The sequence below is a fragment of the Vibrio sp. G-C-1 genome, assembly GCF_021728015.1.
GTDB classification, from domain to species: domain Bacteria; phylum Pseudomonadota; class Gammaproteobacteria; order Enterobacterales; family Vibrionaceae; genus Vibrio; species Vibrio splendidus.
Genome location: NZ_JAKKCR010000003.1, coordinates 419,039 through 437,515 on the forward strand (window position 1 = coordinate 419,039; position 18,477 = coordinate 437,515).

15 protein-coding genes are annotated in these 18,477 nt (G+C 44.0%); 8 read left to right on the forward strand and 7 right to left on the reverse strand.

Going from position 1 to position 18,477, the window contains the following annotated elements; translation table 11 throughout:
• Nucleotides 1-54: 54 nt before the first annotated feature.
• The 6 genes from rbsK to L3V36_RS07225 form a co-directional block, all read right to left on the reverse strand.
• Nucleotides 55-999 (reverse strand): ribokinase, encoded by a 945-nt coding sequence (gene rbsK, locus L3V36_RS07200; protein WP_208774746.1) that lies wholly within the window; start codon nt 997-999, stop codon nt 55-57.
• Nucleotides 1,000-1,239: 240 nt separating this feature from the next.
• Nucleotides 1,240-2,118, reverse strand: a complete 879-nt coding sequence (rbsB, locus tag L3V36_RS07205) for a ribose ABC transporter substrate-binding protein RbsB (protein WP_009844904.1) — start codon at nt 2,116-2,118, stop codon at nt 1,240-1,242.
• A gap of 149 nt (nt 2,119-2,267) precedes the next feature.
• Nucleotides 2,268-3,254 carry a ribose ABC transporter permease gene (gene rbsC / locus L3V36_RS07210; RefSeq protein WP_208774748.1) on the reverse strand — a complete coding sequence of 329 codons (987 nt, stop codon included), beginning with the start codon at nt 3,252-3,254 and terminating at the stop codon, nt 2,268-2,270.
• Complete coding sequence (gene rbsA / locus L3V36_RS07215) at nt 3,251-4,756, reverse strand: ribose ABC transporter ATP-binding protein RbsA (protein WP_102446728.1); 1,506 nt, start codon at nt 4,754-4,756, stop codon at nt 3,251-3,253. The genes rbsC and rbsA overlap by 4 nt, the downstream gene beginning before the upstream one ends.
• Nucleotides 4,757-4,856: 100 nt before the next feature.
• On the reverse strand, nt 4,857-5,276 hold the full coding sequence (rbsD, locus tag L3V36_RS07220; protein WP_029222043.1) for a D-ribose pyranase: 420 nt from the start codon (nt 5,274-5,276) through the stop codon (nt 4,857-4,859).
• A 234-nt stretch (nt 5,277-5,510) separates the two neighbouring features.
• A complete protein-coding gene (locus L3V36_RS07225) occupies nt 5,511-5,912 on the reverse strand; it encodes a winged helix-turn-helix domain-containing protein (protein WP_102446727.1) in 402 nt (133 codons plus the stop codon).
• Nucleotides 5,913-6,301: 389 nt separating this feature from the next.
• On the opposite strand from L3V36_RS07225, the gene L3V36_RS07230 reads away from it, so the two are divergent.
• Nucleotides 6,302-6,922 (forward strand): porin family protein, encoded by a 621-nt coding sequence (locus L3V36_RS07230; RefSeq protein WP_102446726.1) that lies wholly within the window; start codon nt 6,302-6,304, stop codon nt 6,920-6,922.
• 181 nt (nt 6,923-7,103) lie between these two features.
• On the opposite strand, the gene L3V36_RS07235 is transcribed toward L3V36_RS07230, so the two are convergent.
• Nucleotides 7,104-8,147, reverse strand: coding sequence for an endonuclease/exonuclease/phosphatase family protein (locus tag L3V36_RS07235; RefSeq protein ID WP_102446725.1), 1,044 nt, complete (start codon nt 8,145-8,147; stop codon nt 7,104-7,106).
• A gap of 341 nt (nt 8,148-8,488) precedes the next feature.
• On the opposite strand from L3V36_RS07235, the gene L3V36_RS07240 reads away from it, so the two are divergent.
• The 7 genes from L3V36_RS07240 to L3V36_RS07270 all read left to right on the forward strand — a co-directional run bounded on the left by L3V36_RS07240 (nt 8,489) and on the right by L3V36_RS07270 (nt 18,476).
• Nucleotides 8,489-10,384: an extracellular solute-binding protein gene (locus tag L3V36_RS07240; protein ID WP_102446724.1), complete on the forward strand. Its 1,896-nt coding sequence runs from the start codon at nt 8,489-8,491 to the stop codon at nt 10,382-10,384.
• A 12-nt stretch (nt 10,385-10,396) separates the two neighbouring features.
• Entirely contained in the window at nt 10,397-11,485 is a 1,089-nt protein-coding gene (locus L3V36_RS07245) for a microcin C ABC transporter permease YejB (RefSeq protein ID WP_004730359.1), read from the forward strand.
• 31 nt (nt 11,486-11,516) lie between these two features.
• Entirely contained in the window at nt 11,517-12,539 is a 1,023-nt protein-coding gene (locus tag L3V36_RS07250; protein WP_004730360.1) for an ABC transporter permease, read from the forward strand.
• Nucleotides 12,540-12,548: 9 nt separating this feature from the next.
• On the forward strand, nt 12,549-14,198 hold the full coding sequence (gene yejF, locus L3V36_RS07255; protein ID WP_102446723.1) for a microcin C ABC transporter ATP-binding protein YejF: 1,650 nt from the start codon (nt 12,549-12,551) through the stop codon (nt 14,196-14,198).
• A 366-nt stretch (nt 14,199-14,564) separates the two neighbouring features.
• Nucleotides 14,565-15,590 carry an ABC transporter permease subunit gene (locus tag L3V36_RS07260; RefSeq protein WP_102446722.1) on the forward strand — a complete coding sequence of 342 codons (1,026 nt, stop codon included), beginning with the start codon at nt 14,565-14,567 and terminating at the stop codon, nt 15,588-15,590.
• A 2-nt stretch (nt 15,591-15,592) separates the two neighbouring features.
• Nucleotides 15,593-16,636 carry an ABC transporter permease subunit gene (locus L3V36_RS07265; protein WP_029405077.1) on the forward strand — a complete coding sequence of 348 codons (1,044 nt, stop codon included), beginning with the start codon at nt 15,593-15,595 and terminating at the stop codon, nt 16,634-16,636.
• Between the two features lie 16 nt (nt 16,637-16,652).
• On the forward strand, nt 16,653-18,476 hold the full coding sequence (locus L3V36_RS07270) for an extracellular solute-binding protein (RefSeq protein ID WP_102444883.1): 1,824 nt from the start codon (nt 16,653-16,655) through the stop codon (nt 18,474-18,476).
• Nucleotide 18,477 lies beyond the last annotated feature (1 nt).

An 18,477-nucleotide genomic window follows, 5' to 3' on the forward strand; every position in this document is an offset into this window, starting at 1 on the left:
AATACAGGGGCTTATGCTTGTTATTTGTTGTTACCGATTAACAGTCAAAATCAACTAAGCAGACAGTTGCTCTGCCAAAAACGCATCGGTTTCAGCACGGCTTGGAATCGACGTTTGAGCGCCAAAGCGAGTCACTGAAATGGCAGCGGCAGCGTGAGCAAACTTAATCGCGCGTTCTAATGGCATGTCTTCAAGCAAGCCTGTGACTAATGCGCCATTGAAAGTATCACCAGCAGCGGTTGTGTCCGTAGCTTCAACGCGGAAGCCTGCGATTAATTCACCTTCGCTAGCTTCATTACCTTGACCACGATGACTCACCCAAACGCCTTTCGCGCCTAGCGTGATCATTACCGTTTCGATGCCTTTAGCATGCAGAGCCAAAGCTGCCTGATGAGCAGATGCGTTGTCCGTCACGGTAATGCCCGTCAGCACTTCTGCTTCGGTTTCGTTGGGTGTGATCACATCAACACAAGCAAGCAGTGAATCCGGTAATGGACGAGCAGGTGCCGGGTTAAGAATCACTTGCGTGCCGCTCTCTTTTGCTACTTTTGCTGCGTATTCAATGCCTTCAATTGGCGTTTCAAGCTGAGTCAGCAGGTACTTAGCACCGCGAATCTTCTCTAGATGCGGTTCGATTTGATCGCAAGTCAGCTTGTTGTTGGCTTCCGAAGAAAGACAAATACTGTTTTCGCCTGTTGCTGAGACTTGGATCATCGCGATGCCAGTAGGCGTGTTTTCTGCAACGATCACACCGTCGATGTTGATGCCATCTTTGGCGAAGTCTTGACGAATATTGATCCCAAATGGGTCGTCACCAACACAGGCGATAAAGCCAATGTCTGCGTTTAATCGCGCTGCGGCCACCGCTTGGTTTGCGCCTTTGCCGCCAGGGATGACCTGATAGTTACCGCCAATCAAGGTTTCACCCGGACGAGGGAACGAAGGAACTTGCAGTACGTGGTCAGCGTTAACGCTACCTAAAACAATCAGTTGAGTCATGATACGAGCCTTATGATATATCGTATTTGAAAATGCATGGGTCTTTCTCATTACGTAAATTGCTCGCCTTGTTAGACGGCTTATGAGAAACAGCGATGCACTGTCGGTTTTTTTGTTTTTTCTTGAGTCAGCAAGTTAGTGAGCTAATGAGCAGGGAGATAGGGGACTCCCTGCTTAATTAGATCTCAGCGCTAAACTGAATTACTTAGCGCTCAACGAATTACTTAGTAACAAACAAGCTTACTTAGCGATGATTTTTAGAGGTACTGGTACGTACTCGTCTACTGTCTCGCCTTTCAGTACTTTGTCTGCCATTTCAACACCTAAAGAACCGATTAGGTCAGGTTGTTGTGCAACCGTTGCGCCAAGTAGACCACGGTTAACAGCAGCGATGCCGTCTTCAGTACCATCAAAGCCAACGATCATTACGTCTTTACCTGAAGCTTGAACTGCGCGAAGTGCACCTAGTGCCATTTCATCGTTTTGAGCGAATACTGCTTGTACGTCTGGGTTTGCAGCAAGCAAGTTTTCCATTACGTTCAGGCCTTTAGTACGGTCGAAATCAGCAGGTTGGCTTGCTAAAAGCTCTAGGTCGCTGCCGTTTACTGCGTTCATGAAGCCTTCACCACGTTCACGAGCAGCAGAAGTACCAGCGATACCTTCAAGTTGGATTACTTTCGCTTTTTCGCCCACTTTTTCCATGATGAAGTGGCCTGCCATTTCGCCGCCGATTACGTTATCAGAAGCAATGTGGCTCACTACGTCACCACGGCTTGCACCACGGTCTAGCGTTAGTACAGGGATGTTTGAACGGTTAGCAATGCGAATTGCGTTAGATACTGCATCTGAATCTGTAGGGTTAATCAGGATTGCCTTAACACCACGAATGGTTAGATCTTCAATGTTCGAAAGCTCTTTGCTTGGGTCGTTTTGAGAATCAAGAACGATAAGCTTGTAGCCTAGCTCTTCCGCTTTAGCTTCTGCGCCATCTTTCATGGTTACGAAGAATGGGTTGTTCAATGTAGACAGAACGATTGCCATTGTATCTTGCGCCTGTGCAGACACAGATACCGTTGTAGAAAGAAGAGCAGCAGAAATAAGAGTCGCTAATTTTTTCATGGTGTAAGTCCTTTGTGTAGGGTGAGCTAGGAGGTGAGTCCTAGCTCGTAGTTACATTATTTATAGATTCTAATATTTTAAGGTAAAACAAACTGTTACTTTTATTAAACTAGGGTGTTACTTGTATTAACCTAGAGTGTGAATAGGTTTTATTTGTTTTTGTTGTCGACCAATACCGCCAGAAGAATAACCACTGCTTTTGCAATCATCTGGTAGTAAGAAGATACGTCTAATAGGTTTAGGGCGTTGTTTAGGAAGCCGATAATCAGAGCACCAATTAATGTGCCCATGATGCGACCACGACCGCCGGCTAAGCTTGTGCCACCAAGAACTACTGCTGCGATGGCGTCTAATTCATAACCCATACCTGCGGTAGGTTGAGCTGATGACAAACGAGATGCCACGATGATGCCTGCAACCGCTGCTAACAGACCACAGATTGCGTAAACGCCGATTTTTACTTTGTCTACGTCGATGCCAGACAGGCGAGTTGCTGATTCGTTGCCACCCAGTGCGTAAACGTAGCGACCAAAGCGTGTGTGGTTAAGTAGGTACCATACTGCAGCGAATACCACGGCCATGATCCATACTGGAACTGGGATGCCCATTGCGTAGCCTGTACCGAACCAAGCAAACGCGTCTGCAGTGTCAGTAAAGCCAGTTAAGATAGGACGACCGTCGGTGTAAACCATGGTTACGCCGCGCAATAGAGTCATTGTTACAAGCGTTGCGATGAAGGCTTGAACCTTACCCTTGGCGATAATCACGCCACTGATCGCACCCAATGCTGCGCCTGCTACTAGAGCGGTTGGCACTGCGATCATCACTGGGATTTCCATGCCAATCATGCTGGCTGCGAAAGCACCACAAAGCGCAAGTACAGAACCAACACTCAAGTCGATACCCGCGGTTAAGATAACCAGTGTCATACCTACTGCGATAATGGCGTTAATCGAAGTTTGGCGCAGGATATTGAGGATGTTATCGACGGTGAAAAAGTTTGGGTTTAAGAATGAAACGACAACAATCAGGAAGATCAAAGCAATCAATGACTTTTGATCAATCAGCCACTCTTTGCTGATTAACGGTTTTTTCTTTGGATCTTCAGTTGTTTTGCTCATGGTTTTAGTACTCATGCTGCGTCCTCGTTGATCTTTTTACCGACCGCACACGCCAGTAATAATTCTTGGTTTGCTTCTTTAGCATCAAATTCACCGCTTACACGGCCTTCATGCATCACCATGATGCGGTCACTCATTCCTAACACTTCTGGCATTTCAGACGAGACCAAAATGATGCTCATGCCGTCGGCTTTAAATTTATTAATGAGTTGGTAAATCTCTTTCTTCGCACCGACATCGACACCACGAGTGGGTTCATCGAGAATCAGTACTTTTGGTTTGGTCATCAAACCTTTAGCGATAGCCACTTTCTGTTGGTTACCACCAGATAGGTTGCCAATTATTTGTTCGCGAGTCGGGGTTTTGATGTTGAAAAGCTTGATGAAGTCATCGACTGCAATCACTTCATCTTTATGTTGGATTTGACCTTTCTTAGTCAGCAGATCCAGTGCACATAACGACATGTTTTCTTTCACTGAAAGTCCTAGCACAAGGCCATCGCCTTTACGGTCTTCAGAGATGTAAGCAATGCCATTGGCCAAGCCGTCTTTCGGGCTTACAGGGTTAATGGTTTTGTTTTCTAGGTTGATGACGCCGCGCTCACTTGGAAGGGCACCGTAAATCACTTTCATCAGTTCAGTTCGGCCTGCACCCATAAGACCAGATACACCCAGGATTTCGCCGCGCTTCAGAGTAAAGCTCACGTCATGGACGCCAGAACCAGTTAGGCCAATCACTTCAAGACAGGTTTCACCGTGGTTCTGCCCGATACGTGGGTATTGTTCGTCTAGCTTACGGCCAACCATCATTTCGATTAAGCCATCTTCGTCGGTGTCTTTAACTTCACACTGACCAATGAACTTACCGTCACGCAGCACGGTGATGTCGTCACAAATCTCAAAGATCTCTTTCAAGCGGTGAGAGATGTAAACAATGCCGCAGCCTTCAGAACGTAGCTCGTTAATTACCTTAAACAGCGACTCAGTTTCGGTATCAGTGAGCGCATCAGTTGGTTCATCCATGATGATGACCTTAGATTCAAACGATAGGGCTTTTGCGATCTCTACCATTTGTTGCTCACCAAGGCTTAGCTGACCTAAAGGTGTTTTTGAACTGTGTTTCACGTTAAGGCGCTTAAGTAGCTTGTCGGCTTCTTGGTACATCTCGTTCCACAAGATGCGACCCATGGTGCCCGTGATTTCACGACCTAAGAAGATGTTCTCGGCGATGGTTAACTCAGGAATTAGGTTCAGTTCTTGGTGAATGATACTAATGCCTGCTTGTTGAGAGTCACGCGGTCCTTTAAATGCAGCCGGTTTTCCTTGGTAAGCGATAGTGCCGCTGTCCAAGTGGTAGATACCCGTAAGCACTTTCATAAGCGTGGATTTACCTGCACCGTTTTCACCCATTAACGCCATTACGCGTCCTGGGTAAACGTTGAGGCTTGCCTTATCCAGTGCTTTCACACCAGGGAAGGCTTTCTCAATTGAGCTAAGTTCTAAAATGGCTTGAGTCATGTCGGTTCCTTTACTCGGGGCCAGTTGTATTTGATTGTTCTGTATATGCATTGTTTTTGGTTCAGTGATGACACTGAGCTGTCGTTGCGTTTCGCTTAAGCTAAAACGTTACGCCAGCTTGGAAAATAACATTTGCGTATGGTGTGCATTCACCAGTGCGAATAACCGCGCGGCTTTCATGCGTACGCTCTTTGAATTCTTCATGAGTGATGTAAGTAATCGAAAGCGGTTTGCCGCAACGCGCTTCTTCTGTCTTGATCAAATCAATCAGCGCAGCGTGGTGCTCTGGGCTTACTTTCGCAAACTCTTCTGCGATTACAACGCCTTCAATTTGAGATTCATCCAGCATGGTTTTTACTGTCTGCTGAAAGCTCGGAACACCGTGAGTTAAAGCAAGATCAATACGAGTTACGTGGTCTGGAATCGGCAGGCCCGCGTCACAAATCGTGATTTCATCTGTGTGGCCAAGAGTCGCCACTAGGTAAGAGAGTTCAGAGTTTATTAGAGTACTTTTTTTCATATCACGACCTATCGAAAAATAACGTTTAATGGGTTGAGAACAACTCAAGAAAAAGCCATCGAAACGTTTCGATAGTGATAATAGTGTGTGATTTATCATTTGCACGTTTGATTGTTTTAGAGTGTGATAACGATCATCGAAACGTTTCGATGAGGCGTTTTTTGGTGATCGCAATCACTTTCATCGGCAATTAAGAAGGTAAGGCAACGTAACGTTAACTTAAGGCAAAGGGAGCTAAAGTTTATTCACCGGAACATTTTGAACAGCTTCTATAGGGGAGGTTTTAAGGGGTGTTTCTATCGCTACATATCCAGCTTCATTTGCATTGGGTATGACGAACAACGTATAGCCATATCGAGGAATCGTAACAATTTTGATGTTAGATGCTCTCAAGCGAACAAAAACATTCCTTAAGCAATAAATGACATTGGTTAGTGCTTGTGTCGGCACCGTTTCGTTTCCCCAACATGCGTTCACGATGTCTTTTCTAGGGATGGGTTGTCCGGCGCTTTTCGACAGTAGACAAAGCACGGAAAACAAGTGGTGACGTAAATAGATCTTGTTCCCCTGTTTGTTCGTGATGTTTCGAGTATCTACGTTAAGAGTTAGGTCGCCAAAGTGGATTTCGTTATTCATTGTTTTTCGATCTTTCTCATTATTCATTGTGGAGGAGTGGGTTGGGATAGCAGATAAAGCGCGCGGATTATGCAAAATAACGTCACTGTTGAAAGTAAGCATGCGTAAGTCTGCACGAATAAAATCTAAAAATGGGATGGTTTGAAAATTGATGGGAGGTTTTTTTAAGAAATAGATGGATTTTATTTGTCGATTATTCAAATGGTTATTTAGCTATAACTGATTGTGTTGTATGAGATTACAAAGTGATTATATTTTTATTTATTTTTTTGTTTTATGTGAGATTAACCTGCTTGCCAATTCGACGGGGTGTCGGATAACTCTAACAAGATTGTGAAGCACAGGAAGGCGTAACAATCTTGATTTGCATTAAGTAAGGTCAAGCCGTAATGAACAAAAAATTTCTTCTAAGCATCGCAATGATGTCAGTATTTTCAGCAAACAACGTAATAGCAGCGGACAGCGGTTTCTACCTAGGTGGTGCAATCGGTACGTCTGGTGTGGATGACGGTGGCATGTTTGATTCTGTAAATGTACCCGTTAGCTTTGAAGCAGAAGACAACACATATCGTTTGATTGCCGGTTACAAATTTAATCGCATCGTTGCGATTGAAGCGCAATACACGGACTTTGGTGATGTTGTAGCTAAATCACCAGGTCGTAATGATGGTTTCACTTGGACACCTCAAATCTTTTCAGTAACGGCTAATCTTGGTTACACGTTTGATAATGGCGTTCGTCCGTTTGGTACTATCGGTTTATCGACTATTGATCTAGACATGAAGCTCGCAGACGGCTCTCGCCCTTCAGAAAGTGGTTTTGATGATACGGGAGACGGCATCCGTATGGGTGTTGGTGTTGAATATACACCACCTACAATGTCTTCGTTGAGCTTTCGCCTAGCGTACGAAGCCGATGCTTTTGACATCGAAGATAACGACAACGGACACAAGACAGAAGAAACCGTTGTTCTGGACTCTTTTTACTTAGGCGCAATGTACACATTCTAAGTTTAACACCTTGCTAAACGGTAAATCGGTTCTAAATGGGGCGTCGGTTGGCTCAACCCGTTTGGCTAAAGTGGAAAGCCGCAGTTTTTGACTGCGGTTTTTTTCTGTCTGTTACAGCTTGCGTTTTTACATGTTCGGATTAGGTAAGACGCCTGTTTTAAAGCGAACCTGCATCGGGCAGTTAAGCTTCACGAATATGAGCGGTTACAGCAACGATGGCATGGTCCGTACTGAATTGATCGTGTTCGAAGCTTGGATTGATGAGGTGATGATCGACCACTGTGTAATCAGACAATTCCATCAAACTTGAAGAGTTCTGACAATCGAATTCGTTCGACATCAAAATGTAATCCAGTACAGACCCAGAAGCGCCGTAGTAATGGGTTGGTTTACGCTGTTCAAGCAAGTCTTGTTCATGCAATTGATGATAAATATCCCAGCTGTCTTTTAAGCGGAAGTGGGAAAGCCAATGCTTGCTGTTTTCGTCTCGGTTGATTGCGTAACTCAACAGCCCTTTAAACTCATCGTGGAATAATGGTTTATTAAAGTCACCCATCAACACGACTGGCTGATTGGTTTGGTAGCGATGATTGGTGATGTATTGATGCAGCATCTGAGCTTCAAGGCCGCGTTGAACACTCGATAACCAAGAGCCAAGTTGTTCTTGGTGGAAGCGAGTGAGCGTGTCACTTTGTGGCTTTGCGCCTTGCTGAGCGTTATCCGAATCGACAGATTCAGTTCTTGGCTCCGTCGGACGCTGCGATTTGAAATGCACAACATAACAGTCGGTTGAACCTAAATGAGGTAACGTAATCGTGGCATGAACAGGTGTTCGGTTGAATGAGAAGTTGTCACTAAGGTTGAACGCTTTCAGTAACTTCGAATCTGGCGTAACAGGCTGCACGTTTTCAATCGGGTAACGGGAAGCGATACAAACGACAGGTGAGGTATATAAGTAGTCATCCTCAACGCGTGCACTATCGACAACAGCAAAGTAAGGGTAGCCAAGTTGATTCATTAACTGCTCTAAAGACTGCGGGCTAAATATCTCTTGAAAGCCAATCACATCACAATCTAATGAACGAATCGTTTCAGCCATCCAGTGCTGTTTCTTCTGCCATTCATCGAAGCTGTAGATGTTCTCAAAATCATAGTAAGCATTCGGTGGTTCGAGGTAGTTCAAAAGATTGAACGTTGCGAATGTTATGTGGTTTGGTTTATTCAAAGTGTCATTCCATTTAGACCTAGGCAGAAAGGATACTCCAGTAAAGTATAGTTTGTTGATTATTTGGGGGTTAAGTTTGATTAATTAAGCCAATCAAAGTCAGTGACGCTTCTGTCAGTTACGTTAGTGAGATTATTGTGACGCAGCTTTAGCTTGCGTCATCAAATAAATTCGAGTGGTGACGAGTTAATTGTAAATAAACGGTAAGAGTTAGGGTGCTGATGGTTTTATTAGTTATTACATGATGTTAGATTTGAACCTATACTTGATTTAACGGCATGCATTCAAAGCCGATTAATCAACTTGAATATCGAATTCATGACATTTGAAGGGAGAGTCAAATGGGAACAGTTTTTCGACGCAAAGCCTCGCAGCGCACTCAGTTTTTCAGGTCTAATTTAAAGTCCTGTGCAGTTATGCTGCCGCTTATTGCTTTACAATCCTCCGTTACTTACGCTTCTGATACCCAATCCACTCCTGCTGTCACCGTTATTGAAGCCACACAATTGGTTGGTTTTGGTGAAGCAAAATATCCAGCCGACTTCACTCACTTCGATTACGTTAATCCTGATGCGCCAAAGCAGGGCAAAGTGACCTATGGCAGTATAGGTACCTACGATAGCTTTAATCGATTCGGTTCCCGCGGCGTTGCTGCAAGTTATACCGGAGAGATTTACGATACCTTGATGTTTTCTCCGAGCGACGAGATTGATGCGTACTATCCATTGATTGCTTCAAAGGTTCGCTACGCCAGTGATTTCACTTGGATGGAAATCGACATCAACCCAAATGCTAAATTCCAAGATGGCGAACCTATTACCGCGCACGATGTTGCCTTCACTTTTGACAAGTTTTCAAACGAAGGTGTGCCTCAGTATCGTGTGTATTACAAAGAGATTAAGTCAGTAAAAGCGGTGTCTGATTTGGTTGTTCGTATTGAAATGAACCATCCAAACCGCGAAAAACTGTTCAGCTTTGCACAAAGCACTCGTGTATTGCCGAAACATTTCTGGAAAGACAGAAAGCTGTCTGAACCTTTAAGTGAGCCACCAGTCGGTAGTGGTCCCTATAAGATCATCAACTACAAATCAGGCCAAAGTGTGACCTACGGCCTAGATGAAAACTACTGGGCAGCAGACCTACCAGTCAACGTGGGTCGCAATAACTTCAAGCAAGTGCAGTACGATTACTATCGCGATGACACAGTAATGCTGGAAGCGTTTAAAGCAGGGGAGTTCGATCTTCGAACCGAGAACTCGGCTAAGTTCTGGGCCAACTCTTACACGGGCGCAAACTTCGATAAAGGCTACATCATTAAAGAAGAGATCAACCATGAGAAGCCTGAAACGACTCAAGGTTTTGTCTTCAATATTCAATCTCCTGTGTTCTCTGATCCTAAAGTTCGTGAAGCGTTAACGTACGCGATGGACTTTGAGTGGATGAACAAGAACATGTTTTATGGTCAGTACAAACGGACTCGTAGTTACTTCCAAAACACTGACTATGAAGCGAAAGGCTTACCAAGCGAAGCTGAAGTTGAGTTGTTGTCTCAATACAAAGACCAAATTCCACCGAGAGTTTTTACTGAAGAATTCCAGCCATCAGTCACCGATGGCAGCGGCCGTATTCGTAGCCAAATGCGCACCGCGTTCAAATTGTTGAAAGAAGCGGGTTGGGTACTGAAAGACAAAGTAATGACCAACGAAAAGACCGGTAAGACGATGTCATTTGAGTTGTTGATTTACAGCCCAACCACGGAACGAATCGCAACGCCGGTTCAAAAGAATCTCAAGCGCATGGGTATCGAGATGAAGATCCGTACCATCGATACCACTCAGTACATCAAGCGCTTGCGTGATCGTGACTTCGACATGGTTTCGTCGTCATTTTCCGCAAACCCTTATCCTAGCCCGAACTTAATGATCGTTTGGAACTCTAACTACATTGATTCTACTTACAATACTGCAGGTGTTATCGATCCAGTGGTTGACGCGTTAACAGAAGAAATTGCGCGTAACCAACAGCATCCTGAAAAGCTGCTTACGTTAGGTCGTTCACTTGACCGTGTATTGCAGTGGAATTTCTACAACATCCCGCAATGGCACGTCGGTGAATATCGCGTAGCAATGTGGGACAAGTTTGAGCGTCCAGATGTATTGCCTAAATACGATTTAGGTATCGATACATGGTGGATTTCAGAAGAGAAGGCGGCTTTGCTTCCTGAAAAACGTCGCTAGGAGTTAGTTAGCATGGCCGCGTATATATTTCGACGTTTATTGTTGGTGATCCCCACGCTGTGGGCGATCATCACCATCAACTTTTTCATCATCCAGATTGCCCCAGGAGGTCCGGTAGAACAAGCCGTTGCTCAGTTAGAAGGGCATAACTCTGGAATCATGGAGCGTTTTTCTGGTGGTGGACAAGAAGTTGATTTAAGCGAAAGTGACCAAGCGTCTGCCAGTGGCTATAAAGGCTCGCGCGGGCTTGATCCTGAAGTGGTTGAAGAGATCAAAAAGCAGTTTGGTTTTGATAAGCCGATTCATGTTCGCTACTTCGACATGTTGAAAAATTACGCGACCTTTAACTTTGGTGAAAGCCTGTTTAAGGGCGGCAACGTGATTGATTTGATCATCGAGCGACTGCCTGTTTCCATCTCCTTAGGGTTATGGAGTACGTTAATCATCTACGTGATCTCGATACCCTTGGGCATCATGAAGGCGATACATCACGGTTCTCGGTTTGATATTTGGTCGAGTGCGGTGGTGATTGTTGGTTATGCCGTTCCGGGCTTCTTATTTGCGATCATTCTGATTATTTTATTCGCGAGTGGTAACTACTTCAGTTGGTTCCCATTGCGTGGGCTCGTGTCGAGTAACTTCGACCAACTCAACTGGTATCAGCAAATTGGCGACTATTTCTGGCACTTAGCTTTGCCTATTTTTGCTATGGTCATCGGTGGCTTTGCAACACTCAGCATGCTGACCAAAAACTCCTTCCTTGATGAAATCAATAAGCAATATGTGGTGACGGCGCGAGCAAAAGGTTTGGATGAGAGCAGTATTCTCTACAAGCACGTTTTCCGTAACGCTATGCTGATCATTATTGCCGGTTTCCCTAGCGCATTTATTAGTATTTTCTTCACGGGTTCTATGTTGATTGAAGTGATGTTTTCACTAGAAGGTATTGGTTTGCTTGGCTTTGAATCGACCATTCAGCGAGATTATCCCGTGGTGTTCAGCTCTCTCTATATCATGACCTTGCTTGGCTTGGTGCTGAGCATTATCTCCGACCTGACTTATACCTGGGTTGATCCTCGAATTGATTTTGAAGCGCGTTAATGGCGAACGAATAAAAAGGTATTGATAATAAATGTTTAACAACCCTTTAGCTGAAGCTCGTTGGTTACGTTTTAAAGCAAATAAGCGTGGTTTTATCTCCCTTTGGATATTTACCATTTTGTTTGGATTGAGCCTGTTTGCTGAGATAATCGCCAACGATAAGCCATTATTGGTTTCTTATGATAATCAGTGGTTTGTGCCTGTTATCAATGAGTACGCTGAGACGGAGTTTGGCGGCGAGTTTGAAACCGAAGCGGATTACAAAGACCCGTATGTTATCGAACTCATTGAAGACAGCGGTTACATCGTGTGGCCAATCATTCCGTTTAGTTACGACACGATAAACTTCGACATTTCCGGCGCAGTGCCATCGGAGCCTGATTCAGTGAACTGGTTAGGAACCGATGATAAAGGGCGAGATGTATTGGCTCGTATCATTTATGGGTTCCGTATTTCGGTTCTATTCGGTTTTATTTTGACGATTGTATCGAGTGTGGTCGGTGTCGTAGTCGGGGCAACGCAAGGTTACTACGGTGGTTGGGTCGACTTGTTTGGACAGCGTTTCATTGAAGTCTGGTCTGGCATGCCGACCCTATTCTTGCTGATCATTCTGTCTAGCTTTATTGAGCCGAACTTCTGGTGGCTGCTCGGAATTATGGTGTTGTTCAGCTGGATGAGTTTAGTCGGCATAGTACGAGCTGAATTCCTACGCTGTCGAAACTTTGATTACGTAAGAGCCGCGCAAGCGATGGGTGTTGACGACAAACGCATTATGCTTCGTCATATGTTGCCCAATGCGATGGTTGCTTCGTTAACCATGATGCCGTTCATTCTTTCTGGATCGGTCACCACGTTAACCTCATTAGATTTCCTAGGCTTTGGTTTGCCTGCGGGCTCGCCTTCGTTAGGTGAACTGTTGGCGCAAGGTAAAGCGAACTTGCAAGCGCCGTGGCTTGGCATCTCTGCTTTCGTCGTGCTTTCACTGATGCTTACGTTACTTGTCTTCGTTGGTGAAGCGGTACGTGATGCCTTCGACCCACATCAACAGAAGTAAGGATAGGTTATGACTTCAAATACAGTTCCTACTTCAGGGTCAACAGCTGAGGCTGCTAATGCATCTCCAGTTCTGACAATTGATAAATTGTCTGTCGGTTTTGGACGAAAAGATTCGATAGAACAAGTGACACAAGATGTCTCTTTAGAAATATACAAAGGTGAAACGCTCGCGCTGGTGGGCGAGAGTGGCTCCGGTAAATCGGTTACAGCTAACTCGATTCTAAAACTTTTGCCTAAAGGCTCGTCGCACTACTTAAACGGTAAGATTAACTTCTCTGGCACCGATATTCTGAGTTGTTCTGAAAGACAATTACGTGGGATTCGTGGTGGCCGCATTGGTATGATCTTCCAAGAGCCCATGGTTTCGCTTAACCCACTTCACCGAGTTGGTAAGCAGCTGGTTGAAACTCTCTCTATTCACCGTGGTATGCGAACCAATAAAGCTCAAGCCTTGGCGATAGAGTGGCTTTCAAAGGTGGGTATTCGTTACCCAGAGCAGAAGATATCAGCGTACCCGCACGAGCTATCAGGTGGAGAGCGTCAGCGCGTGATGATTGCGATGGCACTGATTAACGAGCCAGAGTTACTTATTGCCGATGAGCCCACTACGGCTTTGGATGTATCGGTACAAGCGCAGATTTTGGATTTGTTGAAAGACCTGCAACAAGAGCTGGGTATGGCGATGCTTTTTATCACCCATGACTTGAGTATTGTTCGTAAAATTGCTGACAGAGTAGCGGTAATGAAAGATGGTCGCTTGGTTGAAAGTAACGACTGCCAAACACTATTTAATGCGCCAGCTCACCCTTATACGCAAAAGCTTATCAACTCTGACCCGAAAGGGTTGCCCGTTCCAGTTTCTCCGGAAAGTGAACCTCTGCTCGATGTTAATCAACTTCGTGTTTGGTTCCCGATTACGGGCGGTTTATTCAAGCGAACCATTTCTCATGTCAAAGCCGTAACAGACATGGAGTTCACTTTGAAGAAAGGGCACTCAATCGGTTTAGTTGGCGAAAGCGGCTCTGGTAAATCGACAACCGGTATGGCGATACTCAAATTGGTGCAAAGTGAAGGTTCAATTACCTACGCTGATGAACAAATCCAAGGCTTAAACCGCCAACAGATGCTTCCGTTTCGAAGCCGTATGCAAGTTGTATTTCAAGACCCATTTTCTGCGTTGAACCCTCGAATGTCGGTTGCTCAGGTGATTGGTGAGGGTTTATTGGTTCATCAGAAATTGGATGACACTGAACTCGACCAACGCATCTGTGACGTAATGAAAGAGGTCGACTTAGACCCAGAAACTCGCCACCGTTACCCCAACGAATTTTCTGGCGGACAAAGGCAGCGTATTGCGATTGCTCGTGCTTTGATCCTTAAACCAGAGTTTATCCTGCTAGACGAACCAACATCGTCATTAGACAGAACCGTCCAAGCTCAAGTACTGGATTTACTGAAGTCACTTCAAGAAAAATATGGGCTGACCTACTTGTTTATCAGTCATGATTTGAATGTCGTGAAATCCTTATGTCATTACACCATTGTGATGAAAGCAGGCGAGGTAATAGAGAAGGGTGACACTGAGATTCTGTTTGGTAATCCGCAGCATGACTACACCAAGCAACTTGTGAGCCTTTCCAATGTTGGTGGTGTGTAGCTAAGTACATTACTCATAGATTAGCTCCTCTCTCATTAGACCAATAAATCGCTTCTGTTTCACAGTGGCGATTTTTTGCATTTGATTTCGATTTGTCACCATATCAATGCAGCTTACAAACATGTTTGAATTGTCTAAGCGGTTCACTTTCTAAGTTACAAACAAATATTAACGATACCTTCTAATTCCAAATTATTATTGATATCTAATTTAAGGTTATGATTTTAAAGGGTAAAGTTTTTAAATTGAACTGGTTGAAATTAAATGGAATTGTAAGCTAATGTAGGTAAATGTAACCATTTGACTACTTTATTTTATTGATTAAATTGATGAAATATTGCTTTAAATGGAATTTGGCTAGTTAGAATGATTGCATATTTACTGAAACGTTTTTCTTTAGTTGTACCTACGTTTCTTGGTATTACGATTTTGATATTCGCGATTACGCGATTTGTCCCTGGGGGCCCTGTTGAGAGGATGCTTGCAAATATGCAGCCTCAAGGGGACGGTGGTGGCGCGTCTAGTCTCGTTGGCCAAAACTCAGCTCTGTCTGAAGATCAGCTTGCTGATCTAAATAAATTTTATGGATTAGATAAACCGGTAACGGAAGCGTATCTCGAATGGTTAGTTCGACTTGTTCATTTTGATCTAGGCGAGTCGACACGCTACTACGAACCTGTCAGTGACATGATTTTTGAGCGCCTGCCAGTCTCTGTTATGTATGGTGGTGTTACCTTTTTCATTAGTTATTTTATCTCGATTCCTCTTGGTTATTTTAAGGCGATGAAGCACGGCAGCGTTTTTGATTCTGTTTCATCAATCATGATTTTTGTCGGCTATGCCTTACCGGGATATGTAGTCGGCGTGCTTCTTATTACGTTTTTCAGTTATCACCTAGAGTGGTTCCCAATGGGGGGCTTTGTTGATGATGACTTCGACGACTTCAATACTTTCTCAGAGCAAATTACTGATATTTTGTGGCATGCGGTCTTACCTTTGCTTTGTTACCTGATAGGTGACTTTGCGACGTTAACCATGACCATGAAGAATAATTTGATGGAAAACTTATCGTCAGATTACATTCGCACCGCTATCGCTAAAGGTTTGCCTTTCAGAGAGGCGATTCGTAAACACGCACTGCGCAATAGTTTAATTCCAATCGCTAGCCACTTTGGCAACTCTCTTCTTTTCTTTATGACGGGCTCTTTCTTAATTGAGGTCATTTTCGATATCAATGGTATAGGCCTGCTTGGTTATGAATCAATTGTAGAAAGAGATTACCCCGTGGTTATGGGTATTGTCGCAATCAACGCTTGCATATTGCTGCTTGGCAATATCTTGTCTGATGTCTGCGTTGCATTGGTTGATCCTAGAGTGAAGTTTGGAGCTTGATGATGATTAAATTAAATCCGTTGACGCTAAAGCAGATCAAGCGATTCAAACAAATAAAGCGTGGATACTGGTCGCTGATAATTCTATCTGTAATGTTGTTACTGTCTCTTTTTGCTGAAGCGTTGATCAACAGTAAGGCTTTGGTGGTGCGTTATCAGGGGGAATATTACTTTCCCATTGTATCTGATGTTTACTCAGGTAAGACATTTGGTTTGGAGTCTTCGGGAGAGGCAAACTATCGACTGCTTCAATTAGCGCTTAAAGATAAAAACAATGGCGACTTTGCGATTCTACCTTTAGTGCCTTGGAATCCTTATGAACAAGACTTCTCCGGCGAATATCCACCACATGCTCCAAGTGCATACTCAAAACACTATTTGGGAACAGATGTGATCGGCCGGGACATTTTAGCCAGACTGGTTTACGGATTCAGAACTGCAATGGGATTTGCTCTGATAACAATGATCATTGCATACAGCATTGGTGTAACAGTGGGCTGTGCAATGGGTTTCTTTGGTGGCAAGTTTGATCTGATTGTTCAAAGAATCATTGAGACTTGGTCTATGGTTCCGTTCCTTTACGTGATCATGATTTTGGTTTCGATAGCGCAACCAACGTTTATGCTTTTCGTATTGATTAATGTGACTTTTGGGTGGATGGGTATTACTTGGTATATGCGGACGATGACCTACAGAGAATCGGCCCGAGAGTATGTCTTAGCAGCAAAGGCTTTAGGAGCATCAACAGCAAGGATCATCTTTCACCATATTTTACCCAACACAATGGTAATGATCGTTACTTTGGCACCTTTCACTATTGCTGCAAACATTACAGCTCTTACCGCATTGGATTATTTAGGTTTAGGTCTTATTCCACCTACCCCTAGCTGGGGGGAGCTTCTTCAGCAAGGTAAGTCAAACTTAGATTCCCCATGGATTGTTGGTTCTGTTGTGACCGCAATAGTCGGTGTGTTGGTTATGGTTACATTCATTGGTGAAGCGATAAGAACAGCCTTTGATCCAAAAAAATACACAGTTTATAGATAAGCACTAGGAAGTGATGATGTACAGATATGGACTATTCGCTTTGTTGTTGAGTTTTCTAGCTCAAGCACAGCAAACACCAGACAATTTGGAATGGCATAGTAACTGGGTTGATCCAGTATTTGCGTCTGATGAAGCTAAGCGCGGAGGCACACTACGCAGTTATATGCCTAGCTTTCCACAAACACTGCGTTCAGTTGGCCCTGACGCGAACTCCGGCATTCGTTTCTATTTAATGGATGGCACACCTAAATTGTCGCAACGACATCCAAATACAGACCGCTGGATCCCTCAACTGGCGAATGAATGGGCATTTGGGGATGATCACAAGACAGTTTATTTCAAACTGAATCCTGATGCGAAATGGTCTGACGGAGAGAGCGTAACGGCTGACGACTATCTATTTATGCTGACGTATTACCGTTCGAAAGACATTATTGATCCTTGGTATAACGACTTTTTCCGCAACAGCATCAAGGCCGTTGAAAAATTCGATGACCATACGATCAGTATTACGATGGCCGAGCCTAAAAGTAACGATGAACTTATGGCTCTTATCAATATGCCGAGTCACGGAGTGCAGCCTCGTCCCAAGCATCATTTTGTTGATATTAACGATGGGAATAAGGATGGCATGGATGATAATTTTGTTCGTAAATATAACTTCAAGTCAGAGCCTACAACGTCGCCTTATTACATATCGAAAGTAAATAAAGGCCGCAGCATTACGTTTTCACATGTTGGTGATAACTGGTGGGGTTACGGCAATAAATACTATAAAAACCGATTTAACGTGGAAAAACTTCGCATCAAGGTAATTCGTGATAGTGATATTGCACGTAAGCACTTTGAAAAGGGAAAGTTAGACACGTTTGCGATGGTACAGCCTCAACTGTGGCATGAGAAAACCAGCTCAGAACCTTTTAGCCATGGTTTTATCCAAAAATTCTGGGGCTTCAATCAAAGGCCACAAGGCGCTGGCGGTTTATGGATAAATACATCCATGCCACTGCTGAACAACATTAATGTTCGAAAAGGCATTACTTACGCTACTGACTTTGATGGCATGATCAAAAACGTGTTGCGAGGCGATTACTCCAGAAAACCTCATGCTATGGGATTTGGACACGGTAAATACGATTTAGAGGGTGTAGAGGCTCCACCGTTTAGACCTGAACTTGCGATTGGTTATTTCGAATCTGCAGGTTTCGATAGTATCGGTTCTGATGGTATTCGTATGAACGCCAGTGGGGTTCGTTTGAGTTTCAAAATTACATATGGCTACAACATTTGGACACCAAGAGTTGCCTATCTAAAAGAGCAAGCGAAGTTAGCTGGTCTAGAGCTCAACTTAAACCTTGTTGATGGTTCTGCTGCATTCAAATTTATTCTCGAGAAAAAACACCAGCTTGCTTTTCTTAATATGGGCGGAGGGGAGATACCAGCTTACAAAGAGTACTTTCACTCGACAAATGCCAACCGTCCTCAAACTAATAATCATACAAATTTCAGTTCACCAGAGCTAGATCAGAAAATTGAGGCGTTTATTTCTGAGTTTGATATGGAAAGGAAACAGCAGCTATCTCAGAACATCCAAAGAAAAATAAAAGATGCGTATGTCATTGTGCCTGGCTATATGGTGCCTTATACACGAGATGCCTACTGGCGTTGGATTAAGTTCCCAAAGAACCCAATGACGAAGAAGACTGGCGCCATGTTTAATATTTTAGATACCAGTAATTTCTGGATTGATACAGACCTAAAAGAAGAAACTCAGTTGGCTTCTAAAGAAGGTAAAGCATATCCACCCATCACCATCATTGATGACAGATATAAGCTCTAAG